The following is a 26,665-nucleotide window of genomic DNA, read 5'->3' as shown; positions in this document are numbered from 1 at the left end:
ATAGTCCTAGGTTTTTTCTAAAGAGTGTGTTGGCTAGAGAGTTCTATGGGATGGTTGTCTCCCTCGCGAACTGTTCTTGGAACAATTCCTGGAAAGCAAGATTCAGAATCTCTAGTTTTTCGGTTGACTCTAGTTTTTCAGTCTACCTAGGTCTCTCAATCTAGGTCTCTCAATCAGTCCAGTTAATTAACTTTAGAATATGCTTTTTATTCCTCTAACTTCATCTAAATCCTGAATGTAGAGCGAATTGCCCCCAGTCTCGGATCTTTCTGTTGGATTAATTCTCTGTTTATTCAGTTCAACCTCTGTTTATTCAGGCTCTGTTTTTGGCCTCTGGATTTCATTTCTGTATTCAGCACTCAGTTGCTATCTACTCGTCCCTGGTAGAGGGTTGATCTACCACCACAGTTATCTTACTGCGAACAAACACTCAGTTTTTAGATCTGTTCGGTTATGCATTACAGCAGTTCATCCCAATCTCTGTCCTTGGTTCTAGACATTAGTACTCGATACATTCATTCTCGATCGATCACCTTAGCGTTAACCAGTATTTTCAGCGTGACGGCTTCCGGATGGATGATGGTTCTACCGGCTCAGGCTACCACTGGATCGGGCTGGGTCAATCAACCGTCTAGGGTAACCCCCGCATCCTTGGGAATTGCAGACGATGATGGTTATCTCCTCGGCCCCGGCGATCGTGTTCGCATTGACTTTTTCAACGTTCCAGAATTTAGTGGCGAATATCCCGTCCTGCCCAATGGCAGCGTCAATTTACCCCAAGTGGGTGCAGTGGTCGTCCAGGGCCGCACTCTTAAACAGGCATCCAACTTGATTGCAGTCCGATTCCAGTCCATTCTGACCCGATCGGTCGTGACCATGGGATTAGTCGCTGCTCGACCCATTTCAGTGGCGATCGCGGGGGAAGTCAACCGCCCGGGTTCCTACACCGTTGGTGCAACGGATGGGGTACCCAACTTAACTCGCATTATTCAATTAGCCGAAGGCTCCACCCAAGCAGCCGATCTCCAGCGCGTTCAAATTCGTCGCCGTCTCCCGATGAATCCAGGCTATGACCAGTTAATTACGGTTAACCTGTGGCAACTGTTAGAGTCAGGCGAATCCCGGCAAGATCTCCGGCTACGGGATGGCGATAGCATTATGATTCCTACGGCGTCTAGTATTGATTTGGCTAAGTCGCGACAATTGTCGGCGGCGAATTTTGCAACCCGGAGCAGTCGGCCCCTCAAGGTGGCGGTGATTGGAGAAGTTAATCGTCCTGGCCCTTACACCCTGGCAGAAGGCGTCAACAATAGCAATAATAATGGCCCTGGGTCGTTGACGCCTAGTGTGACCCAAGCGATCCAAACGGCTGGGGGAATTACGCAAATGGCTGACCTGCGTAACATTCAAATTATCCGTTTGACCCGATCGGGGGGTGAACAAAAAGTCAAAGTCGATTTCTGGAAATTACTCAAGTCGGGCGATATTTTACAGGATTTACCCATTCAAGATGGCGATACGATTAGCATTCCAACGGTGACATCCTTGAGTGAGAGTGTTCTGCCGGATTTAGGTAATCCCAGTTTTGCACCCGATAAAATTACGGTCAATGTGGTTGGGGAAGTGGAGCGACCGGGTGCCATTTCTGTTCCGCCCAGTACACCGCTCAACCAAGCGATCTTGACCGCAGGTGGGTTTAACCGCGATGCCGTGAAAAAATCCGTCACACTGATTCGACTCAATCCCAATGGCAGCGTGACGAAACGGGATATCCCGATCGATCTAGCCCAGGGTATTAATGAGGCAGGCAATCCAGCCTTGCGACCCAATGACATTGTGGTGGTCCGTAAATCAGGATTTGCCAGTTTCTCCCAAGGAGTTGGCAGTGTGCTGTCGCCTTTCAGTGGAATTTTTGGATTCCTCCGCTTGTTTGGAATTCGATAACCCTCTACACACTATCTATCCTGAGGAGAGAATTTTCTAGATGCTGTATTTACTTAACTATCCGCGAGCATTTTATCTTAAAGAATTTATAAATAACTCAAAAAATACAGTTTAGTTAGATTGTAATCCCTGATAATACTAATTGTGGGTCACCTACCAGTTTTACGCATCCTCAAGAGTTTCAAAACTGTGAATGAAGATTATTGCTTTTAATGTGATAAATTCAACGTTTTTAGCAATGCTTTCTCCATGATTTGCGTTTTCTCGTAATTTTCTAGGTATCACAGTTTCTGAAAATATATTTATCAATTACTGGTATTTGGTGATGAAAATTGCACTTGTTCATGATTACTTAACTCAGCGTGGTGGTGCAGAGCGTGTTTTTGAACTGCTGTGCAAACGCTTCCCGGAAGCTGATGTGTTTACTTCTTTGTACGACCCCCAAAGAAGTATTGATCTCAGCGATCGCTTGGTAAAAACAACAGCTCTACAGAATCTGCCAGGGGCCACGAAGTATTTTCGTTTAATGGCTCCGTTCTACTATCAAGCTTTTCGATCGCTCGATCTTCAGGACTATGACTTAATTATTAGTAGCAGTACCAGTTTTGCAAAGGCAGTACGGAAACGTCCGGATGCCTATCATATTTGTTTTTGCCATAATGTAACCCGATTCCTATGGGATACCCAAACCTATTTACGGGAATATGGTGACTATCAAAATTTATATCCCTTTATTGAAAAGATTTTTCGGGTTATGCGGGAGCAGGATTTAAAATACTCCCAAGAACCCGATTTGTATATTGCTAATTCCACCACTGTCGCTCAACGGATTCAACAGATTTATCACCGCAATGCCATGGTGATTAACTACCCGATCGATACCAGCCAATTCCAATTTTCTGAAAGCAAAGACGACTTTTACCTAGCCTCTGCCCGCATGATTAGTTACAAGCGGTTAGATGTAATTGTTGAGGCCTTTAATTGGTTGGGTTGGAAATTGCTGATTACCGGAGACGGCCCAGAACGGAGTCGGCTGGAGTCCCAAGCATTGAAAAATGTTGAATTTCTTGGTCATGTCAGCGATGCTGAGCGGAAACAGCTAATGTCCACGGCTAAATCCGTAGTCGTTGCGGCGTTGGAAGATTATGGCTTGGTGCCGATCGAAGCCAATGCTAGCGGAACACCCGTCATTTCCTACGGAGCAGGTGGGGTACTGGATACCCAAATTCCAGGACAAACGGGGCTCTTTTTCCGTCGCCAAACCCCGGAGTCGTTGCAAACAGCTCTACTCAAATCTCGAGAAATTCGTTGGAATTACTCCAAAATTCGTGACCATGCAGTGCAGCATTTTTCAGAAACGGCCTTCTTTGGGCAAGTCGAAAAAGTGTTGAATCAGTTACCGATCGCGGCTTGAGGAATCCTCTAGCAAAAGGGTCGTCTTGGCTATGCCCGATAAAGCCCATTGGGCATGGATACTCTGTGAATTCTGGGAAGAATGTGAAGCCTTGGTAAATGAATGGGACTGCAATTCATATTCTGATGGCGATCAGTGGAAATGACCGGAATGCATGGAGTGAATGGTGCAGAAAAGAGTAGATACCGTCTCAGTTGTCTAGCTAATCTATCGAACTTCCTTGGTGCGTATGACTTCTATCCAGTTGAATTCCACACCTACCACAGCTGAACCAGAACTTGGCTACGGTCAACTATTTGGGGTTCTCTGGCGTAACCGTATTCTGATATTCCTAGGATTGTTAGCTGGCTTAGGAATGGGCGGATTGGTTACCCTCCGACAAACGCCGACGTATGTTAGTAATATGCAATTACTAATTGAGCCAACCTACCAAGGTAAAAGTCAAGGGGCCAAGTTACAGGATGAGTTTACCGATCCTGAAGTATCGATCGATCCTGCGACGCAGATTAGTTTGCTACAAAGTTCTGATTTACTCAGACAGGCGATCGTTAAATTAGAGGGAAAATATCCAGAATTTAGTTCACAAAATCCGGCTAGTGTCTTTGCCCTAAAATCAGGACTCAGCATTATCCAGGTTGCTTCGGGTGAGAAGAAATCCTCTAGTCCAACTAAAATTTTTCAGATTACCTATACCTCGGATAATCCCTTTAAAACCCAGGATGTTTTGACCGCATTGCAAACGGTTTACCGTGATTATAATATCCAGCAGCAAGAAGCTCGGTTAAAGCGTGGCTTAAAAGTCATTGATGACCAGTTACCGAATGTGAATGGAGAATTACGAAATGCAGAAAAGTTATTAGAACAGTTTCGCCGAGATCAAGAGTTAGTTGATCCCAAAATCCAAGCCCAAGCAAAATCCGATCAACTCAGTAAAATTCAAATAGACTTGCAAGCAAATCTGAGCCAAATTCGCGAATTACAAAGTCGCTATGCCGGATTGCAGCAGCAGCTCCTAACCCAACCACAACAAGCTGCGCTGATGGCTCGATTGAGTCAATCTGGCCGCTATCAAACGTTATTAACTGAGATTCAAAAAACGGAATTAGCGCTAGCGCAACAACAACTGCGCTTTAAAAATAATACAGATTTTGTCCAGCAGGTTGCTGAACAACGTCAAAAGCAATTACAACTTCTGCGCACAGAGGCTCAACGGATTTTAGGCGATCGAACGGCGGGAGCCAGTCCGGAAGGACTGATTGCTGGGGGGCAACTGAGCAATTTAGATACAACCTTAGTCAATCAACTGGTGGAAGCGCAGGTCAACTTAAGCCAAGCGCAGGCCCGTTATTTTTCCCTAGTGGGTACCGAGAATCAACTCCGATCTGAACTCAGCCGCTATCCTCAACTATTATCGGCCTATGGTCAACTGGAGCCGCAGGTAGAATTACAACGGCAAACGCTACAGCAGCTACTAAAAGCTCGGCAGGACATTGGATTGTCGATCGCTCAGGGGGGATTTGATTGGCAAATTGTCGAAGCCCCCTTAGTTGGCGTTAAAACGGGTCCCAATTTAAACCGTAACCTGCTCTTGGGGGCCGTTGCAGGACTGTTTGTGGCGGGTTTATCGGCCTTTGCTCGGGAAGCGATGGATGATGGGGTTCATCGTTCAGAAGATCTGCAACGTCAGACGGCTTTCCCCCTATTAGGGATGATTCCTCGGCTCTATATTGAAGCGGAACCCAGTTTGGCGATGCGTTTGCCGTTTCAGAAAAAACAATCCCTTGTGCCGGATATCGGTGAACTGATGCGTTGGCAGCCCTTCCGGGAGGCCATGGATTTGATGTATCAAAAAATATTGCTGGCCAGCCGCGATCGTCCGTTAAAATCCATTGTTCTAACATCAGCATTGGCTGGGGAAGGGAAATCTACGATCGCTCTAGGGTTAGCCCTGAGTGCGGCTCGACTAAATCGTCGTGTTTTAGTTATTGATGCAGATCTACGTCGCCCTAGTTTGCACAGGTTACTGGGTTTGCCCAATGAACAGGGATTGGTTAATTTACTCACCAGTCAGGAGATGGTGGGATTAACCAGTTTCATGGATGAGGACGATCGCAATAATATTTCAATCATCACCTCAGGAGCCAATACCAATGATCCCGCTAAGTTATTGAGTTCCCGTCAAATGCAGGAATTAATGCAGCGGTTCCGCGATCGCTATGACCTAGTGATCGTTGATGCACCACCTGTATTGGGCATGGTGGATGCCATGTTGTTAGCCTCCCACTGCGACAGTGTCTTAATGGTTGGACGATTGGATCAAGTGACCCGATCGGATATTGCTAAGGCGATGGAATCCATGAAGCAGTTTAACGTTCTTGGGGTTGTTGCCAATGCTGTGACAGAATCGGTTACTAGCAATCCTGACTATGTTGCAGCTTCTGCCCTCTAGACCAATTGTCTAAGCAATAATTTAACTACAGCAACTAGAAATCAGTAACTGGAAATCTGGAGTGGTTCAAATCTCCTAACATTGGGCTGTGTTGGATGTCCGAAGAACTTAGCAGCCCATTTAACCAAACTGCTTGCAGCAATGGACTTACATCCGAGCGAGGGCCGATACCTTCGATCGCTTATCTGGAGACAACCCAGTCAGTTCATCTCCGGTCAGCCAACCTTCCTTCACCAATCGAGCGAGCCCAAACAGTAAGCTAGCACAATCCTCTTCGTACTTCCCTTCAATGTCGTGACGACGGGCACTCAGAAAATCGTGTAACTGCCACAAATCATCTAAGCACAAAACATTTTTAGCCCGATCTTGCACTTCCTGCAAAAGAGCGGCTGTTTCTCGTTCATAGGCACAATCCAATGCAGCTTTTGCAATGGTTTTCTCTGTCGGTGCCCAACTAATTCCAGTCGCTTGCATTGCTTAAACCTAACTTGTTAAATGGCTTAAATGGCTACTCGTTGAAATGGCTACTGACTGGGAGAAACCGTCAGCCACCACTGTTGAGTCAGAAAGTATAGGTATCTTAACGCCTCACCTTTTGCGGAAACAAGCTATTCAGTAGGATATTTTGAAATTTCTAATCAAAATAGTAATTTATACTTATTCATCTGGAGTGGTCTAGGATCAGCCGATGTTGGCAAAGTGCTTTGATAGGGGTTGAAGATTATCGATATTTTGAGGGCGGCGATCGGGTAACTGGTACCAAGGAGTACGGGGATATTCGTGGTGCTCCCAATGGTAACCAAAGTGATAACACGTCAGAAAGGATAGCCACACTGGATAGTAACTGCTCGTAGCCTGGTGTCGCTGGTTTAGGATTGGATGGCGATGGGGCAGATAGGTCCCAAACCAAAAGAGCTGTAGAGAGCTCAGCCAGAGGGGCAATAACTCGAATAGCAGGAGATGGGTCAGCGTGGTTATAGAGATGCCAAGACACAGCATGCAAATACTGAGTCCCATGAATAATCGAGCCAATTGACTCAATGAAAGATATTCCTGCATGAATTTGACATACCAATGAAAGGGATTACTATTACCTTCAGTATGAAAATCAGGATCACTCCCCTGTCCAGGTATACGATGATGTTTGTAATGATTCTCACGACAGCGATCGTAGGATAAACCAGCGTAGAGCAAGATTAAACATCGACCGATTGAATGATTGAGAGTACGCTGATGGGGAACTAAGTTTACATGCATTGCATCATGGGCTAGAACAAATAATCCTGTCTGTAAAAAGGTATGACCTAGAATCCCAAGAATCGTTGCGAACCAAGGTAAGTGTTTGCTTTGTAGCAGCCAACCCAGGCTGATCCCCCACAGAACCACCAGTATGATGGTAATGCTCAGTCCAGTCCAACGTGATGTATTCACCCGATCGTTTGGCCTCCTGATGTTGTCTGCATACAAAGAAAGCGCCCCCCTAGAGAGGGCGCTTAATTCAACCAATTTAAACTTTACCGAATCAAGTTCAGCAGCTCTTTAGGAGACGCGAGAAGATCGATCGCGACAAAAAAGATTTGATTTTCAGGATTGAGCAGAAAACGCCAAGCAATATTCATCCCCACACCACCGCCAAACCAAGGGGTTTGCACTTTACCGGTGATTTTAATTTGGGTGTAGCCATCCGCCGCAGGCTCCGACACACCCCGCTCCGGGATCAAATTGAGATTTTGGCACTCTTCACGGAAGAAGCGCAGCACAGCTTCTTTACCCACGATCGGACGCTGGAAGGGAGGCTGAATCGCTCCATCCGGGGTAAATAGTTGCACTAATGCATCAAAGTCATTCGCGTTGAGATTATCCATGTAGGACAACACCGTAGGATTATCCACGCCTTCGATCGTCACCTTGCGACGCTGATCATCAGACTTGGGAGCCACAACAGGCTCAGCGACGCGGTTATAAGTCCCCAGCTTAGCCGGATCAAATCCCATGTCTACAACGGAATTCCGTAGAACGGTAATTTGTTGACCGGGTTCTACATTTCGAATAGATTGCAAAACGGCAGCTGCATTGGCAGACAAGCGATAACCCTCAGGAATGGGAGCCACTAAGCCTTGCTCCATCCATTGCCCTAACTGATACCAAAAACCTAATTTAATATTCGGAGACCACGTTGCATAGGTCCGGCAGAGGGGGGTATCGGCACGATTGGCCAAATCGCACATGAACTGGGTTTGCTCACGATAGGACATTTGCTTGACTTGAGCCAGGGTAGACTCTGCAAACTGCATACTGGCGGCACCAGGAGCTGCGATCGTAATCGTTTTACCCATTTCCAGATAAGCGAACCAAATCAGAGCGAGTTGATCTTCGGCGCTCAATTGCCCAAAACGGGCACTAATTGCAGGCACCGCATCTGCTGATAAGGTTCCAGGAAAAATGTTCCGAGCAGAATCAATCGTAAATGACATGAAAACCTCGTAATAGTTCAATGTTTGCACTCACTGCACGGTTGTCTCATGTCAACCGATCTGTTTTGTAACAAAGACGCAATTTTTGTTTACATATCGTAATATAACACAGCGTAACGACAATCTGGAAAAAATGTATTTTGTCTTGTACAGCCGAGGGTTTGAGGCTCTTGGGGAGGGAGTCGTGAGTGGCGATCGCCCATTTTGTAAAAGCGTTACAATGCAGGGTGGTCTCCTGAAAGGCAAGACATCGATAGCGATGACGTTGCTTGGGTAGATGACGTTGCTTGGGTAGAGGAGACGCGATTGAGGAGCATCCGCTCAATCAGTCCATACTGCTGTGGGGTGATGGCTTTCCAGACGGGATCAAGGACAAACTGACGACCACAGTCCCGACATTGATAATTTTGTTTGCCATGCCGGGTGAGACCATTGCGACTAACCTCTTGGGACTCACAACTTGGACAGGTCTGTATGGTCATCTTTCGGCAACTCTACTCGTTTCACCGGCTGAGCAAGCTGTTGTGCATACTCCTGCTCAAACTGACGGATTTTGGGACTCCCACCCCACCCTACCCAAGTATCAAAATCTTCCAAAACCGCTTGAACTCCCCAGCCCCTTGCTAAAATTTCCGCAGACTGTTATCACCCAACTACTGCTCTAAACCACCATGACCAACCCGTCTGCATCTTCCACCACCCCAGAATCCACCGCCCCAGAAACCGCCTCAGAGCCCGTAGTCGTCCCCTCTGCCCCCGCCGCCCCGCCCGAAGTGTCCAAGGACTACCGCGAGCAACTCAAGCAAGACTTCAAGCAGATGATGGGCACGATCGACCTCGACGAACTCCAAAAATACTATCTCACTGCCCGTTGGCTCGACCAAGTCCTCTGGATCGAAAGCCGCGCCTCCCAATCCCGCGACTGGCACTATCGCCTGCGCGTCACCGCCATTATCGGCAGCGTTCTCGTTCCCATTCTCGTTGGCATTAACCCCGGCCTAGAAGGGGGACAAAAAGATGCATGGCGTTACTTGACAACTGGCATTAGCGCCGTCGTCGCCGGAGCCACCGCGATCGAACAATTTTTCAACTACGGAGAACGTTGGCGTAACTATCGCCGCGCCGCTGAAGAACTCAAAAGCCAAGGCTGGCAATACTTTGAACTCTGCGGCCCCTACAGCAACAGTAACCATCGCCAAGGCTTTCCCAAATTCCACGAAGCCGTCGAAGACATCATCCGCCGCGATGTCGCCATCTACTCCACCCAAGTCATCCAAGGCCAACAGCCCGACGGACGCCCCGATCGTAAAGACAACAACGATTAACCCACGCCTCCAACCCTAACCTAAGCCCCTATCCCCCATCCTTGGCCAACGGAAGAAACACCCTAAAAGTACTGCCTTGACCCACCTGGCTCGTCACCCGAATGGAACCCCGATGGTCTTGCGCGATCGCCTGGGCAATGGCTAGCCCCAACCCAGACCCACCCGTCCGGCGCGATCGATCGGTTTCAACCCGATAAAACCGATCGAAAATCCGCGCCTGCTGGGCGATCGGAATGCCAATGCCCGTGTCCTTCACCTGAATCACCCCATAGCGATCCTGTTTATCAAGAATCACCGTCACCACTCCCCCCGCAGGAGTGTAATGAATCGCATTCACAATTAGATTCGTCAATAATCGATAAATCTTTTCCTCATCTCCTTGGATATATAACATCGGCTGGCTAGGTAACTCCGATCGTAAATCCACCTGAGACGCCAACGCCAACGCAGAATATTCTTCTACCAAATCACTCACTAAATCATTCAAACAACACCGCTGTAACTTCTGAGGCCACGCTTGCAGATCGATCTTGGATAGCAAAAGCAAATCCTGAACCAGTTGCGACAGCCGTAGGGCTTGGCGTTCCACCGTTTGCAAAGTCGTCCTGGCATTGTCCTGCGTTAAATCAGCATCCGCCAACGTCACCTCCACCGTACTGCACAGCGCTGCCAACGGCGTTCGCAACTCGTGGGCAGCATCGGCAGTAAATTGTTGGATCTGGTGATAGGCCAGATAAACCGGGCGCATTGCCAACCCCGCCAACCACCAACTCGCCCCCCCAATCACCAACGTCGCGATCGGCAGTCCAACCAACAAAATTGTTTTTAGCGTCGTTAAATGTTGGTTATAACCCGCCAGCGATCGGCCCACCTGCAAATAGCCCCAAGGCTGGCCCGTCGTGGTTTTCAGCAGAATAGCCGATTGATGCACCGAAGGATTCAGAAAATTAATGAGGGAAATCTGGGCTTCGGAGTGGGGGAATGCAGAGGAAAGCCGAGGGGGATGCGGAGGCGTATGAATCGTGGCAACGACGTGGGAAGATAAATTAATCAACTGCACATAATAGGGTTCAGGTTGATCGTTGCCAAATACATGCAGATGGGAACTCCCGCTGGAACTCGGACAGGGCTGACCCACCAGACATAGATCGGGTACCGTTGGAATGCCTGTAGACGGCAACATTCCCGGCGTGTCCAAAACTGGTTGAATGCGATCGCGTAAACTGACCGCAATGGTTTGTAACTCACCGTCGATCGCCTCAAAGTGACTATGCGCCATATGCACATAGACCATCCCCCCAAACACACTCAAAATCACCCCCATGACGCTGGCATACCAGGCTGCCAACTGCAAACGAGTTCGGTTGAACAATTGACTCTGACGCATGAAGAGAGGTAATGGGGTTTAAGGGAAAATCGGCAGCAAGCAAGCAAAAAGAGAAGGATTCTGGCAATCTTAGCCACAGCAATCTTGGCCACAGCAATCTTGGCTACGGCAATCTTATCCCGGAGAACGGGCAATATTTAATCGATAGCCCAGTCCATGAACCGTTTCGATCGCGGAATCAACCCCTTGATCGGAAAATTTACGACGTAGTAACCGAATTTGGGCGGCAACCACATTACTAGAAGAATCAGAATTGATCGGCCATAACTGATTGCGAATTTGATCGCTACTGACAATTTGATTGGCATGTTTCATTAAATACTCCAACAATTGAAACTCCTTCGCCGTCAGAAACAGGGTGAGCACTGTCTCCGGCAGGGAAACTTTCACTGTCGAGGTTCCATAGTCCAACGTCAGTGCCCCCACCTGTAAACTTTGGGATTGCAATTGGGGCGATCGCCGTTGCAACGCCCGCAATCGTGCCAGCAGTTCCACCATGCCAAAGGGCTTGACTAAATAGTCATCCGCCCCCGCATCCAACCCCGTCACCCGATCGGTCAAACTATCCCGCGCCGTCAGCATCAAAATTGGCAGCGCACTCTGGGCCTTGCGGAGTTGTTGGCAAATCTCAATGCCCGATAGCCCCGGCAGCATCCAATCAATCACCGCGATCGTATACTGCACCTCCAGCTGCATCAAACAATCCCACGCCTCCCGGCCATCTTGCAGCCAATCGACAATATAGCGCTCCCGCGTCAGAGATTTCGCAATGGCCGTGCCCAGATCCGGTTCATCCTCCACGAGTAAAATTCTCATAACGCGATTACGCCCTAGTGCGCCGTTTCCACAGCAGACAAAGCACCTCCGACAGCATTGCCACCACCATGGCGATCGCCGCCGCGAGGGATCCCGGTACCCCCCGATCGATCGCCCCGATCGCAATCAGAAGTAACAACCCCGTACCAATCCAAGTAGCAAAATTCACCGATCCCGTGCGCCCTTCACTCACCAAAAAGCCCTGGGTTGCATTCTGCATCGCCACCAGCAAAGGCACACCCGCACACACCAACAGCACCGGCTTAATGCGATCGGCCAAGATGACATCATTGCCAATGAAACTCCGAACAATTTGTTCACCCACCGGCGTCGCACTCATCAGCAGTAACAGCGCCGAACAAGCGCCCCCCACCGTCACCGCAAAGATCAACAACTGCCGATCGGCCACTTGGCGACGGTATTTAATCACCATTTGCTGCACCATACGGGTGGAATTGGCAATCACCAACACCAACCCCCAGGCCGCCGACCAAGCCGCGATCGCCACGGTGGCATCCTGGGCCCGCGCCAAAAGGCTAATCAACATCGCCCGTCCGCCCCAAACCACCAGCATGGAATTGGCCAATGGAAAGTAAAATCGCCACACGGCTTTGAGAGTCTGGGGCAGTTGCTTCGCTGTTTGTGTTCTTGGTTGCGTTGCAGACTGTGTTGCGGGTTGTGTTGCAGGTTGTGTTGCAGTCAGGGGATCGGGGGGCGGCAACGTCGCGCCGGAACGGTAGGCAAAGATCGTTACGACGATCGCCTCCACCAAGACGCCGATCATCAATGCCGCACCCGCGAGGAGAGCCCCGGACAGTTTGAGCCAAAAGCCGATCGCCATGATGGCAATCAGGGTGGTCAATCTCGCCACACTGGCTTTTGCGAGGGCTTGGGACTGGCCATGGTAGATCAGTAAGCCTTGAAAATAGCGCCGCCACGCGATCGCAAACGCCCATCCGCCCATCAGGAGCAATACCTGACTCACGGTCGTCAATAACTCGATCGGAATGCCTAGAACTGTTGGCCCCACCTGGTTAAACACGATCGGCAACGCCAAAACCGTTAGCAACAGACTCAGCCCACCCCCCGCCAAACAGGTGAAGCGCCAAAGGGCTTGCCGTGAAGCCGCTGACCCTGCCAAGGCATTGGAGGCGTGCAAGATCATGATGATCGGACTTTCAAAAAAGATCGCCAAGGATTTTGCCAACCCGACTGCGGCCAAGTTGAGTCGTGCTTCTGGCAAGTGGGCCAAGGTGGTCGTAATCACTGGATCGCCACAGGCCATCGTCACATCACTCAGCGACAGGGGCAAAAATTCTCGCCATAGCTGGGCAAGGGTAATGTTTTGGGGCACTGGAGGGGTTGCCTGGGGCGATTCCTGAGGGATTTCCTGAGAGATTTCCGGGTGTGATTCCTGGGACGGTTGCGCCTCCTGGGAAGGGATAGAAGAAGGCTGAGACATCTGCGGCTGAGACATCTGCGGCTGAGACATCTGCGGCTGAGACATCTGCGGCTGAGACGTCTGCGATCGTGTCTGGTCTAATGTCACTGAGCCGCCCTCCGAACTAAATCTAAGGGCACGGGTTGAAGATGATTGATCGCTTGCACGAGATCCTGATCCTGCAAAATAGTGAGATGGTGTTGTTTTAACCAATCCGCATCATAAACCGTTTCTAGGTAGCGATCGCCGCGATCGGGATTGAGCAACAGATAGGTTTGGGGTTGCGTAAACCGTTGGACATCCGCCAGCGCCGCCGCCACGATCGCCCCCGTCGAAGCTCCTAGTAACATCCCTTCCCGCTGGGCTAGGGCATGGCACACGGAAAACGCCAATGCATCAGAGACGCTGTAGGCCGCATCTAAAACCTGGGGGTCATAGTTGGGCGGAATAAACGAAAGTCCCAGCCCCGTCATTTTGTAGGCATGGCGTGGGGTTCCCAGAATCGCCGATCCCGCTACGTCCACGCCAATGATGCGAGTTTTGGGAGAGTGTTGTTGGAAATAGCGACTGATTCCCGTCAGTTGGCCCGCTGTACTCACGCCAACGACGATCGCGTCTGGCCCCACTGGAAAGGCCGCTGCAATTTCCTGGGCCGTCCAAAGGCTGTGGGCTTCGACATTTTGCGGATTGGTGTGTTGTGCGGGATACCAGGCCCCCGGAAGAGTGCGTTCGAGTTCCTGCGCCCTTTGCATCCGCGCCACCTGCATCGATCCATGGGCATCGGCGGCCTCCAAAGGCACCTCCACCAACTCTGCACCATAGGCTTGGAGCATCCGGCGAATGGTCGGTGAGGTTTTCGCATCAATCACAATCAGGACACGATAGCCACGGGTCGCCCCCACGATCGCTAACCCAATGCCAAAATTCCCTGAACTAGATTCTACGATCGTTCCCCCAGGGCGCAATTGTCCAGACTGCTCCGCTTGATGCACCAGGTAAGCAGCATTTTTTTCCTTAATGCTGCCTCCCGGATTGCAGGATTCCAATTTCAGGTACAGATCGTGCTGGTTACAGGTTGGATGCAGGCGATTTAAGCGAACAATGGGAACTCGACCCAAGGCATCGGTCACTGAAGTCGCTAGAGGTACAGATGCTAGAGGTGCAGATGCTAGAGGCGCAGTTCCTAAAGGCGCAGAAGACAGCGCAGCAGGAAATGCAGATGCCGCCACTGGCGAGCCTAACCCCGCATTGAATCGATTTCCCGGTAGTGAACTGAGAGAAGCCATGATTGTTTCAAAGATTCAAAACTCTCTACAGTTACTAGGATGACAACTCGAAATGAAATCAAGATGAAATCCTCCCACGGTCACCACTCAAAAATTACTGGGAATACCAAAGTTACTGGGAATACCAACGCTTCCGCCAGGTTTTCATCAGTTCAATTTCATTGGTTTGGCTGCCCACGATCGCCTTGGCCAGTTTCTGCATTTCAGGCCGCTTTGATTTTTTAAGCACTTCTTGGGCCATCGTTACGGCTCCTTCATGGTGCACAATCATGGCATTGAGAAACCGCAGATCAAACTGCGCATCGGCTTTGCCTAAATCCATCGTCATTTTCATTCCGTGGATCTGTTCCTGGGACATGGGCATGGAATGGTTCATGGCTCCGTGCCAAGCGATCGGTGCTTTAGGCGCTTTAGGATACCAGGCGGTTCGCCATTTCTGCATTTGCTGAATTTCTGGATTTTGGGCTGCCATGATGTCCTGCGCCAGTTTTTTTAGCTCAGGCCGCCGGGATTTTTCTAGCACGTCCTGGGCCATTTCTAGCGCCCCTTGGTGGTGGGGCGTCATCGCGTCGATAAACCGCAAATCGAATTCGGCATCCGCTGGCCCCAGATCCATCGAGTGCCCCATCATGCCATGGTCTTGGGGCGATGGCGTTCGGGAGGTGGCGGGATCTGAACTAACCGGACTGGAATTGGCGGGCGGAGAGGTAGAGGGACATCCGGTCAGGCCGATCGTCAGGGCGATCGCGAGGGGAATCAGCTTGGAATTTGTTAGGAATGGGTTTGTCATGGGCAAGTAACGGCCTAGCAGACCGTCATCACGGGTCAATCATGAATTTGATTCTCAGTGTGACATATTTATATGAAATCAAAATGAAATTTAAGAGGGCATCTAGGGACTGAAGGCCAGATTGAGGGGCGAGAAAGTTTTTGCAATGGGGAGAAATCCGATCGAGGTCCGCTGCCGTATTTCTCAGTAACAGACGGGGTTCAACGATGTCGGAATCCTTCCTAACCCTGTTCTCGCCAACGTCCTCAACTATTTGCTAAAGCGTTCTATGCTGCTTAATCATTCTGTTTCTGACAATGTAGTTGCCATTGCCACGGATACGATCGCTCAAGCCTTGCCTTCTACGAGCCCAACGGCTACCTGTGGGATGACAGAGGAGTCTCGCTTGGGTATCTCTGAAATTCCTGAATCACTGGGATGTAGCGATTCCATGGCAGTCTCTCCTGAAGTCACCAAAGCCTTTTTTGCGTTTCTGCGCTTAACCCAAAATCCAGCGGAATTCACTGCAATTTACGACCTCGATGAAGTCCTGCGCCAGCAACCGATTAGTGAAATCGCCTGTGCCTATCTCAAAGCCCAACCAGGGATGGCGGAACTTCTGGAAACGCGCTATCTTCCAGCCCCCCCAGATTTAGACCAATTACTCACCTATCCTAAAAATTCACTGGGATATTGCTACGCTAAACATTTACGCGATCACCAATTCGAACCCGTTTTCTATCGCCAACGAGAGGCCCAAGATGACATTAGTTATCTGACTCTGCGTCGCAGCCAAACCCATGATATTCACCATGTTATTACAGGCTTTGGAACAGATCTGGCAGGCGAAATTGGCTTGCAAGCCTTTCAACTGGCTCAAATGCGATCGCCCTTGGCCATTGCCCTGATGGCTAGCGCGATCGTCCATGCCATTGCCCAACCGGAGTTACTGAACGCCATGATGCAACAGATCGCGATCGGCTGGGAGATGGGATGTCAAGCCCAATCGGTGTTTGCCCAAAAGTGGGAAGAAGCCTGGGAAAAGCCCGTGGAAGTTTGGCGACAAGAACTCAATATTCGAGCAAGGTAAATATTCAAGCAATATTCAAGCAATATTTAAGCACTGTGACACTTACCAGGGCAGTCGGCTTCCGTCCCAGGAGAAAAATTCGCCGCTGTCCTGTTCCTTTAACTCATCGATGACCGCCAGCAATTGCTGAACTGTTCGATCGACTGGAAATAGTTTATCCGCTGGCACATTGCGCTGAAATGGTTTCGACAATTCCGTATCTGTGGTGCCAGGATGCAAAACCGTCACGATCGCGCGAGGCACCCGTCGTTTATATTCGATCGCCGTTGTCCGCATCAACATATTCAACGCTGCCTTGGACGCGCGATAGCCATACCACCCACCCAGAAAATTATCCCCAATACTGCCCACCTTGGCGGAAATGGTGGCGAACACACTGCGGCGATCGTGTTTGAGCAACGGTTGCAAATGCTTAGCCAGCAAGACCGCACCAATACTATTCACCTGAAAATATTGCACCAGTTGCTCCGCATTCAATTGCTGCAAACTTTTCTCCGGCTGTAAACTCCCTTGATGGAGCCAGCCCACGCAGTTAATCACCAGATGCAAACAGGCCGTTTCCTGTTGAATCCTTTGCATTGTGGTGGCGATTTCGGCTTCGTTCGTCAAATCTAGGGATAAACAGATCAAACGGGGATCTTGAATGGTTAACAGTTCAGAATCGGGATCGCGGTAGGTGGCATAGAGGCGATCGCAGCGATCGTGGGCTAACAAATGCCGGACAAAGCCCAGGCCAATGCCGCCACTTGCGCCAACAATTAATGCCGTTTGGGAGGGAGCTTGAATCATCGATCGGTCTTGTGCTTCAGAGCAGTGGTGTTGTCTGTCAGATTCTAATCACCCGCTCCTAAAAGTTGCAACGTCCCCCCTGGTTTCTAGCTTTGGGGGCTGTAGTGGGGTGGCAAATCCATGGCATTGATCAATCAATTTAGTGTCAATAATGGGTGGTTACCAAGGGTTTGACGTAGACCCGATCGCACCGGGCTGTTTCTACCCCAGTGCTGGGCAAATAGCCATGGGTCTCATAGAGCTTGACGGCTTCCTGTAACACACTGGCGGTTTCGATCCAGATTTCCTGAAACCCCTTAGCCTGAATGGCTGCTTCCAACTGTTGCAGCAAAAACTTGCCTAAGCCTTGGCCGCGCACCGTGGATAGCAGATACATTTTGCGCAGTTCGACGGCTTGGTTGCCCCGATCGATCGGATAATAGGCCCCCGTACCCACCACCGTGCCCGCCTGCTCAATCACCCAGAATTCTCCACCCCGCTTCAGGTAACAATCCTCCACTTGCAGGACATCCCGATCGGCCCCCTGCGGCTCCCAGCCCAAGCCATATTCCGCCAAGACCGTCTCAATGACCGTTGCAGCGGCTGCGCGATCGTGGGGCTGCCAGGGGCGTAGGATACAGTCGCGGTAGTGCAAAGGCATGGGAGTGGGGATGGATTCTGGGGTGGGATCGGTTGGCGTCATGAATGGATTCGGGGTTCTGGGTGTAAAGTCGCTAAAATATTGCTCTCCACCTCGGCCAGTTCCTCTAAGCGTTGCATGACGATCGCCCGATCGAAGTAGGTATCCGCCAACAGCCAGTACGCGCCATAGTGCCGTGCCTCCGATGCCATCAAGCTGCCGTAGAATTCTGCCAGTTCCCGATCGGGACAATGGGTGGCCAACAGGCCCAAACGCTCGTGACTGCGCGCCTCAATTAAGCCAGACACCAGCAGCAAATCCAGCATGCGATCGGGCTCATCCCGCCGTACAGCCTTGTTGAGGGTGGCTCCGTAGGGGGGCGGGGCAAGGGGTGCCAGGGCAATGGCGCGTTGCTCTAGGATGGCGTTGACCTGCTCGAAATGCTGCAACTCCTCCTGGGCGATCGCGGTCAGGCTCTTGACCAATTTGACGCTGGAGGGATAGCGAAACATGAGATTTAGCGCTACACTAGCGGCTTTGCGTTCGCAGTGGGAGTGGTCTAGCAAGATCGTATCCAGATGGGCTAGGGCTTGCTCCACCCACGCATCGGACGTTGGTGTGGTTAAAAAGCGAATTCTTGGCAGCGTCTCAGAAATCACGGGAGACTCGAATGATTTGGTTGGCATTTGCAATTTTAACGGCTTTCTTTGAGTCTTTGAAGGATGTGATCAGCAAACATAGCCTCAAGCTGGTGGATGAATATGTGGTTGCCTTTCTGAGCCAAGCCTTTGCGGTGGTGTTTTTGTTACCGGTGCTGGGAATTGTGGGGATTCCTGAGATTCAGCCGGACTATTGGCGGGCCTTGGCGATCGGGGGCAGTATCAATGTGGTTTCGTTTTTGCTGTACATCAAGGCGATTAAGTTGGCGGATTTGTCGCTGACGGTGCCGTTGGTGACGTTGACGCCATTGTTTTTGTTGGTGACTTCGCCGCTCATTGCCCATGAGTTTCCCAACGGGGCGGATGCGATCGGCGTTTTCTGCATTGTCATTGGTTCCTATGTGCTGAACCTGCGGGAAAAGCACAAGGGCTATTTTGCACCGTTGCAGGCGCTGTTTACCAATCCAGGCAGTCGGCTGATGCTGGTGGTGGCGGCGCTGTGGAGTATTACGGCAGCGTTTGACAAAGTGGGGGTGATGAGTTCTTCGCCATTTTTCTGGTGTGTTTCGCTGTTTTCGTTTATTGCGTTGGGGATGTTGCCGATCGCGCTGTTGCGTTCCCGGACACCCATCTCGAAAATTACACCGCAGTTACCGAAGCTGGCTAGCATTGGCCTTATGTTTGCGATCGCGGTGGGGTGTCAAATGTTGGCGGTGGGGATGACAGCGGTGACGCAGGTGATTGCGGTGAAGCGGATGAGTGCATTAATTAGTGTGATTTTGGGTCATTTTTTGTTTAAGGAGGATGGGTTGAGGGAGCGGCTTTTGGGGGCGGCGATTATGGTGAGTGGGGTAGTGATTATGACGGTTTTTTAGGGGGGGAGAGTCGGTGGGTGGGGAGATTGCCGGAATTTGCTGTTGCGGATGGGTAAACTAGGGGTAGTGGTATCTAGTTGCTTGAAGTTGATTATGGCCGATCGTATCCAGCAAATCGAGAAAAATCTCAAGTTACTTTATGCACAGCTTGGGGCTGCTGAGGAAGGGGCTATTATGGCTCAGAGCACGGTTGCCAAGACCAAGTATGAGCAGGAGATTGAAACTGATCTCAAGCCCAAAATCCGTCAGTTTGAGCAGGAACTATTTACGCTGCTTCAGCAGGAAAGCGCTGGGTTGATTTTTGGGGAGGCGGAGGCTCAGGCGACGATCGAGGTGATTGCGCAGGAAGTGAAGCAGCTTCAAGGTCAGCCGGATTTGGACGAGGAGATGCTGGGGTTGTTGCGGCGGATTGAGGCGAAGCTGAATGAGCCTGGGGTGACAGCGGATGCGAAGTTGAAGGGGACGTTGTCGATTTTTCCGCCGTTTATTGGGCTGTCCTATGAGGCGCAGTTGGATACGGAGAATTTCTGTCGTAAGTATTTCCCAACGTTTACGCGGTTGTTGAAGGGTGCAAAAAAGTTGTAGCTCCTGGTGCGTTGCCCGTTGCGTCAGGAGAGTTGTTTGGGGGGCGGTTGTTTGGGGCGGAGCAGATCCGGGAGGTGCCGCTGTGGGTGGGGCGGGATGCGTTGCTGGTGGAGTTGCGGGATGAGTTGCTGGTGCGGCGGCGGAAGGTGCTGGTGCTGGTGGGGCAGGGGGGCATTGGGAAGACGAGTTTGGCGGTGAAGCTGTTGGAGGCTTGTGGGGTTGAGGCGCGGCACCAGCGGTTGCGGGGGGATTGTCCGTTTGAGCGGGTGATCTATGTGCGGGTGCAGGAGGGGATGAGTTTTGATGGGGTGGTGGCGGAGTTGCTGCGGGGGTTGGATCGATCGCTCTCGGAGGGGCTGCGGACGGAGCAGATGGTTGGGGAGGTGATTGGGGGGCTGCAACGATCGCGGTGTTTGGTGGTGTTGGATAATTTGGAGGATGTGCTGACGGCGGGGAAGGCGGTGTCGGCGGGGTGGGGTGAGTTGTTGTGGGCGTTGGTCGATCGCGTGCATCAATCACAGGTGATTGTGACGAGTCGGGAGTTGCCGATCGATTTGGCTGATCAAAGTGGCCAATTTAATCCAGCAATGGTGAGAAGTCAGCAAGTAGGGGGTATTGCTATTTCGGATGGAATGCAATTACTGCGCCAACAAGGATTACAGGATTCAGCGGAAGATTTGCAATGGGTGGCTGAACGGGTAGGCGGACATGTTCAGATTTTGACGTTTTTAGGAAATCTTGCAACTACAGAGCCTCCTGGATATTTACGTGGGAATCCGGAACTCGTTGTTCAGCAGGGGAGTGTGATTGTCAATCGTCAGTTATCTCGACAGACCCGAGAGGCTCGCGCTCTGTTACGAAAAATGTGTGTGCTGAGGATGGGAATTGATGTCCGAGGATTGACGTTCTTGCGTTTATACAATCGTGGATTGAGACAGGACATTCGTTTTTTAGGATTGAAATGGTGGAAACGCAGTATTCAGTTTACGCCGCAGGAAATTGCAAAAACTCAGAACATTTTAGATTCACTAAACCAATGCTGTTTAGTAGAAGTTAGATCAGAAATAGATAGTGATAAAAAATTTTATACGCTACATAACGTAGTGTCTGAAACCGTTCGCTGTAGTGATGAAAATAAACTGCCTGAACTACTTTCTAATGTATATTCTTTTTATCGAACAGGGGGAACTGTAAAATCTCCAAAGACGCTAAAAGATTTATCTACTTTGCTAGAAGCTCAGCATTTTGCATTTCAACTTGGAAACTATCAGGAGGCATGGTCATTACTGAGTTGGGAGCTTGAAAAGTATTTGAGTTTATGGGGACACTGGTCTCTGTTACAAAGTTTACTGGAAGAAATCCTGCCATATCTCAAAAGTAAAAACAAAGCCCGCTGTTTAGGATTATTAGGGATTATCGAACGCAATCGCGGTAACTGGGACGCGGCGGAACGGCTCTTTCGACAATACCAACAAATGTGCGAAGAATTGGGTGACCGATCGGGCATGGCAACCAGTTGGGGTGTCCTGGGCGATATCGAATGCAAGCGCGGCAACTGGGACGCGGCGGAACGGCTCTATCGACAATGCCTACAAATTGAGGAAGAATTGGGTGACCGATCGGGCATGGCAACCAGTTGGGCATCACTAGGCTACATCGAAAACGTTCGCGGTAACTGGGACGCGGCGGAACGGCTCTATCGACAATACCAACAAATGTGCGAAGAATTGGGTGACCGATCGGGCATGGCAACCAGTTGGGGACTACTGGGCGATATCGAACGCAATCGCGGCAACTGGGACGCGGCGGAACGGCTCTTTCGACAATCCTTACAACTGCGCGAAGAATTGGGTGACCGATCAGGCATGGCAAGCAGTTGGGGCGTCCTAGGCGATATCGAACGCAATCGCGGCAACTGGGACGCGGCGGAACGGCTCTATCGACAATACCAACAAATGTGCGAAGAATTGGGTGACCGATCGGGCATGGCAACCAGTTGGGGGCAACTGGGCGATATCGAACGCAATCGCGGCAACTGGGACGCGGCGGAACGGCTCTTTCGACAATCCTTACAACTGCGCGAAGAATTGGGTGACCGATCGGGCATGGCAGTTTCGATCGGCTGCTTGGGTGAAAATGAATTAGGACGCGGCAACCTCGACCAAGCCGAAGTGCTCCTCAAGGATGCCCTCGCGCAAATGCAACAGCTTGGCATGACCGATAGCATTGCCGAAACCCACTGGGATCTCGCGCAACTCTACCACGCTAAAAACAACCCCAAACTCGCCCACCAGCACTACACCACAGCCCACCAACTGTACAGCCAACTCGGCGCAATCAAAGACCTAGAAAAAATCGAGGCAGAAGGCAAAAGGATGGGGTTCTAGCATTGGGCGATGGGATTGCAGAGACCAATAGGTAGTTCATCGATCTAATTTGGAGAAACACAAATGATGAATCCACATATGGGTAGTAATTTTGATGACTTTTTAGAAGAAGAAGGAATCCTGGTGGAAGTCGAAAGCATTGCATGGAAACGGGTAATCGCCTTCCAAATCACACAACTTATGGAAGAACAAAACCTAACCAAAACCGACATGGCCAAAAAAATGAACACCAGTCGTGCCGCCCTCGATCGACTCCTCGATCCAACAAATACTTCAGCCACCCTCAACACCTTAGAACAAGCCGCGATCGTGCTTGGAAAGCGATTACGGGTTGAATTGGTTTAGTGAGAATTGAGAAGATGGAATTCTAGATTTTGGATTGAGGGGGAAGAAAGGCGATCGTCATCTGCAATAATTCCTTTGAAAATCGATCGGATTCATGATTTCAATCGATTCAAAAGGATTCAAAACCAGTAAATCCAAATCACCTGTAATTAAAACCTCTGCTTCAGCCACGATCGCAGTGGCTAAAATCTTGGTATCATTTTGATCTCGTAGTTGAGGAATACTAATATTATTAATTGCAATGCAACTGGAAATTTGTTGGGCAATCGCATACAAGCGATCAGGCGTTTGGTTACACCTCGTTAGCTGAGCTTGAAACTTTGGGCGTTCGAGCGTTGTTTTCATGATGCCCAGAGTTCCTGACGCACTTCACGCACAGTTTGGCTAATCTCCTCAAGGGAAGGTTGCTCCGGATCGGCAGGCAGCGCTACCAACTCTGCAAAAAAAAGATTTAAGTCCATCTGAGGAGCCTGAATTTTCTGCTCAAGCAACCGTCGCTCCTCAGCACTCAGGGTCAAAATAATCTGAGCCAATGAATCTACTAACTTTAGATTTGCCGGAGCTTGAGCCATAGCCGTCTTCCAGAAACAACTTCCTTCATTGTAGTCTTGAGATCGCATTCCATGGTACACCCGATCGAGACGACGATTTCGATTGATTTACAAGATGATCGATCGATGGCAAGTGAGGGTTTGTTCGTCGATCGCGCGGGTTCCAAAAACCCGGTTTTTTAGAAAAACCGGGTTTTTAAAGAGAGCATTTACTCCGTAGCCCGATCGCGTTCCATCATGCTGATGTATTTCCAATCGGAACCAAGGACGGGAATGGGTGGACTCCAACGAATCCGTTCGCAAAACCGCACCACTTGTAGTTGGTTGATCGTGGATTGAATTTCTTCGCGGGTGCCGAGGAGGTAAATTTGGAACGGTCTGCGGGCATCATCGATCGGGCGATCGTGGTCGCTCATACCAATAAACATGGGATTTCTCCTGATTGTAGAAACGGGAAGAAACCCCAAAAATTAAAGCCACCCTTTTGCGCAGGACAAGTAGGGTGGCCCGATCGAATGTTACAATCCGTGTCAGACCGCCTAGCTGCCAGAATCAGCTTGGGGGTTTAGCTGCCCTTTGTTGTTCGTAGCAACATTGGGTAGCGCCTTAATTTTCGGGAGCTTAAGCTGATCAATCGGGCAGTTCAACACGGTTGTACTCAGCTATGAGAAACAAGCCTACGGACAAACGAAGGTTCTGTCAACCGTATTTCAAAATTTTGCGATCCTGTAATATTTGGCAACGTGATATCTGTCAACATGATATCTGCCAACGTGATCTCTACTAACGGTGAACCCTGCAACCTGCCCCTCGATCGCAGGCAGAAATACGATCGCATCCAAAAACATCCAACCATCCCCCCTGTCCTCGTTGAACTTCTCCAGCAGCAACAACCCTAGACAGGTCTGCATAGAAATCGTTATGGTGAAGCTAGCTTTAACCATCACTCTCCCCTCCCATGACTCAAGTTTGGCGCTGGATTGCAGGCATCGCAGGAAGTATGTTGTTTTGTGGCTGTCTCGCCGAAAAATTCGATCCCAGCCGAGAAGCCACCCGCTCCACCACCGCCCAAGCCCAACCCACCGTCCCCACTGTTCATGCCACCAAAACCCCCCGATCGCCTGCCCCCCAACCCCCAAAATCCCCCAACCCCCAACAATTTCTCGTCCTCTCCGGGGGCGGCTCTCCAGCATCCAACGAAATCGCGATCGAAAAAAACGTTTTATACTTCCAACGCACCCTAAAAACCTTAGGATTCAACCCAAAACAAGCCGTCATCTGGTTCGCAAACGGCAACACTGGAGAAAAAAACGTTCGCTTCTTAAACAACCAGAACGAAGAAACCTTTAAAGCTCCAGAAATTCCCAACCTCAACGGTGCATCCAACGTCAACAATCTCAAGCAATCATTACAACAGCAACGCAACTTAAAACCCCTTTTCTTCTACTTCACAGGTCACGGTTACCACAACCAAGAAAACGAAAATGACAACGCAATGATCCTCTGGAAAGACAAATTTCTCACAGTCCAGAAATTTACCCAACTCCTGGATCAACTCCCCCCCAAAAAACCAGTCGTCTCCGTCATGGTGCAATGCTATGCAGGCGCATTCGCCAACCTCATCTACGAAGGCGGCAATCCTGACAACCCCATTGCACCCCACGATCGCTGTGGCTTCTTCGCCACCGTCAAACAACTCCCCTCCGTCGGCTGCACCCCAGAAGTCAACGAAGCCGATTACGAAGATTACAGCTCCAGTTTCTTTGCGGGGCTAAGTGGCATCAATCGCGTAGGCCAACCCGTTGAATCCGCCGACTACGATCGCAATGGACGCATTTCCTTCCGAGAAGCCCACGCCTTCGCCAAAGTCGATGAACAAGCCGCCGACTTACCCATTTCCACCTCCGAAGCTTGGTTGCAGGAACAATTGACCGACGCCGATCGCGATCGCATCCTAGAACGCCCCATCCTGCAAGGGCTCAAATTGGCCCGTCCAGAACAGCGCCACGTCGTAACCACCCTAGTCCAACGGCTGAAATTCAACCCCAAACTTTCCTTCGCGGCCAACCTGCAACGCCAACCCCTCCCAGCCGAGGATGAACTCAGGCAGACCTACGCTGGACGGTTAACCATGGAACTCTGGAACCTGGGCGCAGAACAAAAAATCCGCCAATCATCCCGCAAAACAAAAAGCATTCCGCCGCAATCCCAACCCCCAGCCAAACCTACAGCTAAACCCACAGCTAAACCCACAGCTAAACCCGCAGCCAAACCCGCAGCCAAACCCACAGCTAAACCCACAGCCAAACCCGCACCCCCAGCCGCTATCGTCATTCTAGAAAAGCTGCTGAACTGCGAAGATGCATCCTTAAACTCCTAGGCGACCTATTTGCCGCCTATTTTTTCCAGGAACCCAAATCGCAGTAATCTGCGGTAATCTTGGGGGGCAGTTCTGGCTCGATCGCGTCCATGTCCGATTTGATTTACCGCTATCCACCCTTAATTTCCGGCACCCTCCTCACCCGCTACAAACGCTTCTTCGCCGATGTGGAACTGGACTCTGGCGAAATCGTCACGGCCCACTGTCCCAATACTGGCCCCATGACAGGCATCTATCGCCCCGGCCATCGCGTTTTACTCTCCACAAGCGACAGCAAAACCCGGAAACTGCCCTACACCTGGGAAATGATTGAACTGATCGAGCAAGATCAACCCGTTTGGGTCGGGGTCAATACTGGACTGCCCAACAAAGTCGTCAAACTCGCGATCGAACAGCGCCTCCTCCCCACCCTGCAAACCTACGACACCCTGCGCCACGAAGTCCCCTACGGCCAAGAAAAAAGCCGCATTGATTTTCTGTTAACAACTTCCGACAAGCCGATCTACGTCGAAGTCAAAAACACCACCTGGACCGATGGTAGCCTTGCCCTCTTTCCCGACACCGTCACCACCCGTGGCCAAAAACACATTCGGGAACTGATGGCCCTGCTCCCCGATGCCCGCGCCGTCATGCTGTATTTCATCAATCGAGGTGACTGCGATCGCTTTGCGCCGGGAGACAGCAAAGACCCCCTCTACGGCAAATTACTCCGAGCCGCGATCGGCCAAGGCTTAGAAGTCTTACCCTGTTGTTTTGACATCAGTCCCGAGGGCATTCGTTATCAAGGATTAGCACAACTGAGTTTGTAATCTGAGTTTGTAATCTGCGCCTGTAATTTACGCCTGTAATTTACGCTTCTAATTTGCGTTTGCAATCTGCTGAATCATCCAGCATCACACCCCTGGAGCAACCGTAACAGCAAAAAAATCTGACGAAATTAATTTTTATTCATGATTTTCGATCGCCAGTGAGAATACCTAAATCAGGGCTTCGAAACACTAAATCTTGGACAACTTAAAACAAGTGGGTTCAAAAAAAAGTTTGTGTGTTTAAATGGGCGGAGATTCCCTAAATATCTTC

26 protein-coding genes are annotated in these 26,665 nt (G+C 50.3%); 12 read left to right on the top strand and 14 right to left on the bottom strand.

All coding sequences use genetic code 11. From position 1 onward, the window contains the following. The first annotated feature begins 453 nt into the window (after positions 1-453). The 3 genes from H6G21_RS10695 to H6G21_RS10685 all read left to right on the top strand — a co-directional run bounded on the left by H6G21_RS10695 (position 454) and on the right by H6G21_RS10685 (position 5,807). A complete protein-coding gene (locus tag H6G21_RS10695; RefSeq protein WP_199307146.1) occupies positions 454-1,944 on the top strand; it encodes an SLBB domain-containing protein in 1,491 nt (496 codons plus the stop codon). Between the two features lie 325 nt (positions 1,945-2,269). Then, positions 2,270-3,358: a glycosyltransferase gene (locus tag H6G21_RS10690; protein ID WP_190573390.1), complete on the top strand. Its 1,089-nt coding sequence runs from the start codon at positions 2,270-2,272 to the stop codon at positions 3,356-3,358. 229 nt (positions 3,359-3,587) lie between these two features. Further along, entirely contained in the window at positions 3,588-5,807 is a 2,220-nt protein-coding gene (locus H6G21_RS10685) for a tyrosine-protein kinase domain-containing protein (RefSeq protein ID WP_190573389.1), read from the top strand. A 147-nt stretch (positions 5,808-5,954) separates the two neighbouring features. Here the strand turns inward: H6G21_RS10685 and H6G21_RS10680 are convergent, their stop codons facing one another. The 3 genes from H6G21_RS10680 to H6G21_RS26205 all read right to left on the bottom strand — a co-directional run bounded on the left by H6G21_RS10680 (position 5,955) and on the right by H6G21_RS26205 (position 8,763). Next, a complete protein-coding gene (locus H6G21_RS10680; RefSeq protein WP_190573388.1) occupies positions 5,955-6,281 on the bottom strand; it encodes a hypothetical protein in 327 nt (108 codons plus the stop codon). A 1,040-nt stretch (positions 6,282-7,321) separates the two neighbouring features. Next, the gene (locus H6G21_RS10670; protein WP_190573386.1) at positions 7,322-8,281 is read right to left on the bottom strand and encodes an orange carotenoid-binding protein; all 960 of its coding nucleotides are present in this window, start codon (positions 8,279-8,281) and stop codon (positions 7,322-7,324) included. 215 nt (positions 8,282-8,496) lie between these two features. Then, positions 8,497-8,763 (bottom strand): IS1 family transposase, encoded by a 267-nt coding sequence (locus H6G21_RS26205; protein ID WP_190573385.1) that lies wholly within the window; start codon positions 8,761-8,763, stop codon positions 8,497-8,499. A gap of 189 nt (positions 8,764-8,952) precedes the next feature. On the opposite strand from H6G21_RS26205, the gene H6G21_RS10660 reads away from it, so the two are divergent. After that, positions 8,953-9,606 (top strand): DUF4231 domain-containing protein, encoded by a 654-nt coding sequence (locus tag H6G21_RS10660; protein ID WP_190573384.1) that lies wholly within the window; start codon positions 8,953-8,955, stop codon positions 9,604-9,606. A 28-nt stretch (positions 9,607-9,634) separates the two neighbouring features. Here H6G21_RS10660 and rppB read toward each other — a convergent pair whose 3' ends face one another. The 5 genes from rppB to H6G21_RS10635 form a co-directional block, all read right to left on the bottom strand. After that, on the bottom strand, positions 9,635-10,993 hold the full coding sequence (rppB, locus tag H6G21_RS10655; protein ID WP_190573383.1) for a two-component system sensor histidine kinase RppB: 1,359 nt from the start codon (positions 10,991-10,993) through the stop codon (positions 9,635-9,637). A 114-nt stretch (positions 10,994-11,107) separates the two neighbouring features. Beyond that, entirely contained in the window at positions 11,108-11,809 is a 702-nt protein-coding gene (rppA, locus tag H6G21_RS10650) for a two-component system response regulator RppA (protein WP_190573382.1), read from the bottom strand. 7 nt (positions 11,810-11,816) lie between these two features. Beyond that, a complete protein-coding gene (locus tag H6G21_RS10645) occupies positions 11,817-13,316 on the bottom strand; it encodes a hypothetical protein (protein WP_199307145.1) in 1,500 nt (499 codons plus the stop codon). Between the two features lie 38 nt (positions 13,317-13,354). Next, positions 13,355-14,536 carry a cysteine synthase family protein gene (locus H6G21_RS10640; protein WP_190573381.1) on the bottom strand — a complete coding sequence of 394 codons (1,182 nt, stop codon included), beginning with the start codon at positions 14,534-14,536 and terminating at the stop codon, positions 13,355-13,357. Between the two features lie 112 nt (positions 14,537-14,648). Beyond that, positions 14,649-15,326: a DUF305 domain-containing protein gene (locus tag H6G21_RS10635; RefSeq protein ID WP_190573380.1), complete on the bottom strand. Its 678-nt coding sequence runs from the start codon at positions 15,324-15,326 to the stop codon at positions 14,649-14,651. 268 nt (positions 15,327-15,594) lie between these two features. On the opposite strand from H6G21_RS10635, the gene H6G21_RS10630 reads away from it, so the two are divergent. After that, positions 15,595-16,395, top strand: a complete 801-nt coding sequence (locus H6G21_RS10630; RefSeq protein ID WP_190573379.1) for a Coq4 family protein — start codon at positions 15,595-15,597, stop codon at positions 16,393-16,395. Between the two features lie 42 nt (positions 16,396-16,437). Here H6G21_RS10630 and H6G21_RS10625 read toward each other — a convergent pair whose 3' ends face one another. The 3 genes from H6G21_RS10625 to miaE form a co-directional block, all read right to left on the bottom strand. Beyond that, positions 16,438-17,184 carry an SDR family NAD(P)-dependent oxidoreductase gene (locus tag H6G21_RS10625; RefSeq protein ID WP_190573378.1) on the bottom strand — a complete coding sequence of 249 codons (747 nt, stop codon included), beginning with the start codon at positions 17,182-17,184 and terminating at the stop codon, positions 16,438-16,440. 145 nt (positions 17,185-17,329) lie between these two features. Further along, entirely contained in the window at positions 17,330-17,824 is a 495-nt protein-coding gene (locus H6G21_RS10620) for a GNAT family N-acetyltransferase (protein ID WP_190573423.1), read from the bottom strand. A gap of 38 nt (positions 17,825-17,862) precedes the next feature. Beyond that, entirely contained in the window at positions 17,863-18,489 is a 627-nt protein-coding gene (gene miaE, locus H6G21_RS10615; RefSeq protein WP_190573377.1) for a tRNA isopentenyl-2-thiomethyl-A-37 hydroxylase MiaE, read from the bottom strand. On the opposite strand from miaE, the gene H6G21_RS10610 reads away from it, so the two are divergent. The 4 genes from H6G21_RS10610 to H6G21_RS10595 all read left to right on the top strand — a co-directional run bounded on the left by H6G21_RS10610 (position 18,474) and on the right by H6G21_RS10595 (position 22,654). Beyond that, positions 18,474-19,337: a DMT family transporter gene (locus tag H6G21_RS10610; RefSeq protein ID WP_190573376.1), complete on the top strand. Its 864-nt coding sequence runs from the start codon at positions 18,474-18,476 to the stop codon at positions 19,335-19,337. The two genes, miaE and H6G21_RS10610, sit on opposite strands and share 16 nt — an antisense overlap. A 93-nt stretch (positions 19,338-19,430) precedes the next feature. Then, positions 19,431-19,922 (top strand): hypothetical protein, encoded by a 492-nt coding sequence (locus H6G21_RS10605; RefSeq protein ID WP_190573375.1) that lies wholly within the window; start codon positions 19,431-19,433, stop codon positions 19,920-19,922. Positions 19,923-19,933: 11 nt separating this feature from the next. Further along, positions 19,934-22,309 carry a tetratricopeptide repeat protein gene (locus H6G21_RS10600; protein ID WP_190573374.1) on the top strand — a complete coding sequence of 792 codons (2,376 nt, stop codon included), beginning with the start codon at positions 19,934-19,936 and terminating at the stop codon, positions 22,307-22,309. Between the two features lie 63 nt (positions 22,310-22,372). Beyond that, entirely contained in the window at positions 22,373-22,654 is a 282-nt protein-coding gene (locus tag H6G21_RS10595; RefSeq protein ID WP_190573373.1) for a helix-turn-helix domain-containing protein, read from the top strand. A 57-nt stretch (positions 22,655-22,711) separates the two neighbouring features. Here H6G21_RS10595 and H6G21_RS26200 read toward each other — a convergent pair whose 3' ends face one another. From H6G21_RS26200 to H6G21_RS10580, 3 genes are all read right to left on the bottom strand, one after another. After that, entirely contained in the window at positions 22,712-22,999 is a 288-nt protein-coding gene (locus H6G21_RS26200) for a putative toxin-antitoxin system toxin component, PIN family (protein ID WP_190573372.1), read from the bottom strand. After that, entirely contained in the window at positions 22,996-23,226 is a 231-nt protein-coding gene (locus H6G21_RS10585) for a hypothetical protein (protein WP_190573371.1), read from the bottom strand. The genes H6G21_RS26200 and H6G21_RS10585 overlap by 4 nt, the downstream gene beginning before the upstream one ends. 188 nt (positions 23,227-23,414) lie before the next feature. Next, positions 23,415-23,633: a hypothetical protein gene (locus H6G21_RS10580; protein WP_190573370.1), complete on the bottom strand. Its 219-nt coding sequence runs from the start codon at positions 23,631-23,633 to the stop codon at positions 23,415-23,417. A gap of 330 nt (positions 23,634-23,963) precedes the next feature. On the opposite strand from H6G21_RS10580, the gene H6G21_RS10575 reads away from it, so the two are divergent. The 3 genes from H6G21_RS10575 to sfsA all read left to right on the top strand — a co-directional run bounded on the left by H6G21_RS10575 (position 23,964) and on the right by sfsA (position 26,394). Then, positions 23,964-24,104, top strand: coding sequence for a hypothetical protein (locus H6G21_RS10575; RefSeq protein WP_190573369.1), 141 nt, complete (start codon positions 23,964-23,966; stop codon positions 24,102-24,104). Positions 24,105-24,163: 59 nt separating this feature from the next. Beyond that, positions 24,164-25,585, top strand: coding sequence for a caspase family protein (locus tag H6G21_RS10570; RefSeq protein WP_242041758.1), 1,422 nt, complete (start codon positions 24,164-24,166; stop codon positions 25,583-25,585). Between the two features lie 89 nt (positions 25,586-25,674). After that, positions 25,675-26,394 (top strand): DNA/RNA nuclease SfsA, encoded by a 720-nt coding sequence (sfsA, locus tag H6G21_RS10565; RefSeq protein ID WP_190573368.1) that lies wholly within the window; start codon positions 25,675-25,677, stop codon positions 26,392-26,394. Positions 26,395-26,665: the final 271 nt, after the last annotated feature.

This window comes from Alkalinema sp. FACHB-956, assembly GCF_014697025.1.
In the GTDB taxonomy this organism is placed as follows: domain Bacteria; phylum Cyanobacteriota; class Cyanobacteriia; order Leptolyngbyales; family Leptolyngbyaceae; genus Alkalinema.
Note: the sequence above shows the minus strand (reverse complement) of the source record. Positions and strands in the feature narration are given on the sequence as shown.

Excerpts from the sequence above, each read along its gene's own strand:
- H6G21_RS10695 (WP_199307146.1), top strand. The coding sequence starts at position 454 with ATGCATTACAGCAGTTCATCCCAATCTCTGTCCTTGGTTCTAGACATT.
- H6G21_RS10690 (WP_190573390.1), top strand. The coding sequence starts at position 2,270 with ATGAAAATTGCACTTGTTCATGATTACTTAACTCAGCGTGGTGGTGCA.
- H6G21_RS10685 (WP_190573389.1), top strand. The coding sequence starts at position 3,588 with ATGACTTCTATCCAGTTGAATTCCACACCTACCACAGCTGAACCAGAA.
- H6G21_RS10680 (WP_190573388.1), bottom strand. The coding sequence starts at position 6,281 with ATGCAAGCGACTGGAATTAGTTGGGCACCGACAGAGAAAACCATTGCA.
- H6G21_RS10670 (WP_190573386.1), bottom strand. The coding sequence starts at position 8,281 with ATGTCATTTACGATTGATTCTGCTCGGAACATTTTTCCTGGAACCTTA.
- H6G21_RS26205 (WP_190573385.1), bottom strand. The coding sequence starts at position 8,763 with ATGACCATACAGACCTGTCCAAGTTGTGAGTCCCAAGAGGTTAGTCGC.
- H6G21_RS10660 (WP_190573384.1), top strand. The coding sequence starts at position 8,953 with ATGACCAACCCGTCTGCATCTTCCACCACCCCAGAATCCACCGCCCCA.
- rppB (WP_190573383.1), bottom strand. The coding sequence starts at position 10,993 with ATGCGTCAGAGTCAATTGTTCAACCGAACTCGTTTGCAGTTGGCAGCC.
- rppA (WP_190573382.1), bottom strand. The coding sequence starts at position 11,809 with ATGAGAATTTTACTCGTGGAGGATGAACCGGATCTGGGCACGGCCATT.
- H6G21_RS10645 (WP_199307145.1), bottom strand. The coding sequence starts at position 13,316 with ATGTCTCAGCCGCAGATGTCTCAGCCGCAGATGTCTCAGCCGCAGATG.
- H6G21_RS10640 (WP_190573381.1), bottom strand. The coding sequence starts at position 14,536 with ATGGCTTCTCTCAGTTCACTACCGGGAAATCGATTCAATGCGGGGTTA.
- H6G21_RS10635 (WP_190573380.1), bottom strand. The coding sequence starts at position 15,326 with ATGACAAACCCATTCCTAACAAATTCCAAGCTGATTCCCCTCGCGATC.
- H6G21_RS10630 (WP_190573379.1), top strand. The coding sequence starts at position 15,595 with ATGCTGCTTAATCATTCTGTTTCTGACAATGTAGTTGCCATTGCCACG.
- H6G21_RS10625 (WP_190573378.1), bottom strand. The coding sequence starts at position 17,184 with ATGATTCAAGCTCCCTCCCAAACGGCATTAATTGTTGGCGCAAGTGGC.
- H6G21_RS10620 (WP_190573423.1), bottom strand. The coding sequence starts at position 17,824 with ATGCCTTTGCACTACCGCGACTGTATCCTACGCCCCTGGCAGCCCCAC.
- H6G21_RS10610 (WP_190573376.1), top strand. The coding sequence starts at position 18,474 with ATGATTTGGTTGGCATTTGCAATTTTAACGGCTTTCTTTGAGTCTTTG.
- miaE (WP_190573377.1), bottom strand. The coding sequence starts at position 18,489 with ATGCCAACCAAATCATTCGAGTCTCCCGTGATTTCTGAGACGCTGCCA.
- H6G21_RS10605 (WP_190573375.1), top strand. The coding sequence starts at position 19,431 with ATGGCCGATCGTATCCAGCAAATCGAGAAAAATCTCAAGTTACTTTAT.
- H6G21_RS10595 (WP_190573373.1), top strand. The coding sequence starts at position 22,373 with ATGATGAATCCACATATGGGTAGTAATTTTGATGACTTTTTAGAAGAA.
- H6G21_RS26200 (WP_190573372.1), bottom strand. The coding sequence starts at position 22,999 with ATGAAAACAACGCTCGAACGCCCAAAGTTTCAAGCTCAGCTAACGAGG.
- H6G21_RS10585 (WP_190573371.1), bottom strand. The coding sequence starts at position 23,226 with ATGGCTCAAGCTCCGGCAAATCTAAAGTTAGTAGATTCATTGGCTCAG.
- H6G21_RS10580 (WP_190573370.1), bottom strand. The coding sequence starts at position 23,633 with ATGTTTATTGGTATGAGCGACCACGATCGCCCGATCGATGATGCCCGC.
- H6G21_RS10575 (WP_190573369.1), top strand. The coding sequence starts at position 23,964 with ATGATATCTGCCAACGTGATCTCTACTAACGGTGAACCCTGCAACCTG.
- H6G21_RS10570 (WP_242041758.1), top strand. The coding sequence starts at position 24,164 with ATGACTCAAGTTTGGCGCTGGATTGCAGGCATCGCAGGAAGTATGTTG.
- sfsA (WP_190573368.1), top strand. The coding sequence starts at position 25,675 with ATGTCCGATTTGATTTACCGCTATCCACCCTTAATTTCCGGCACCCTC.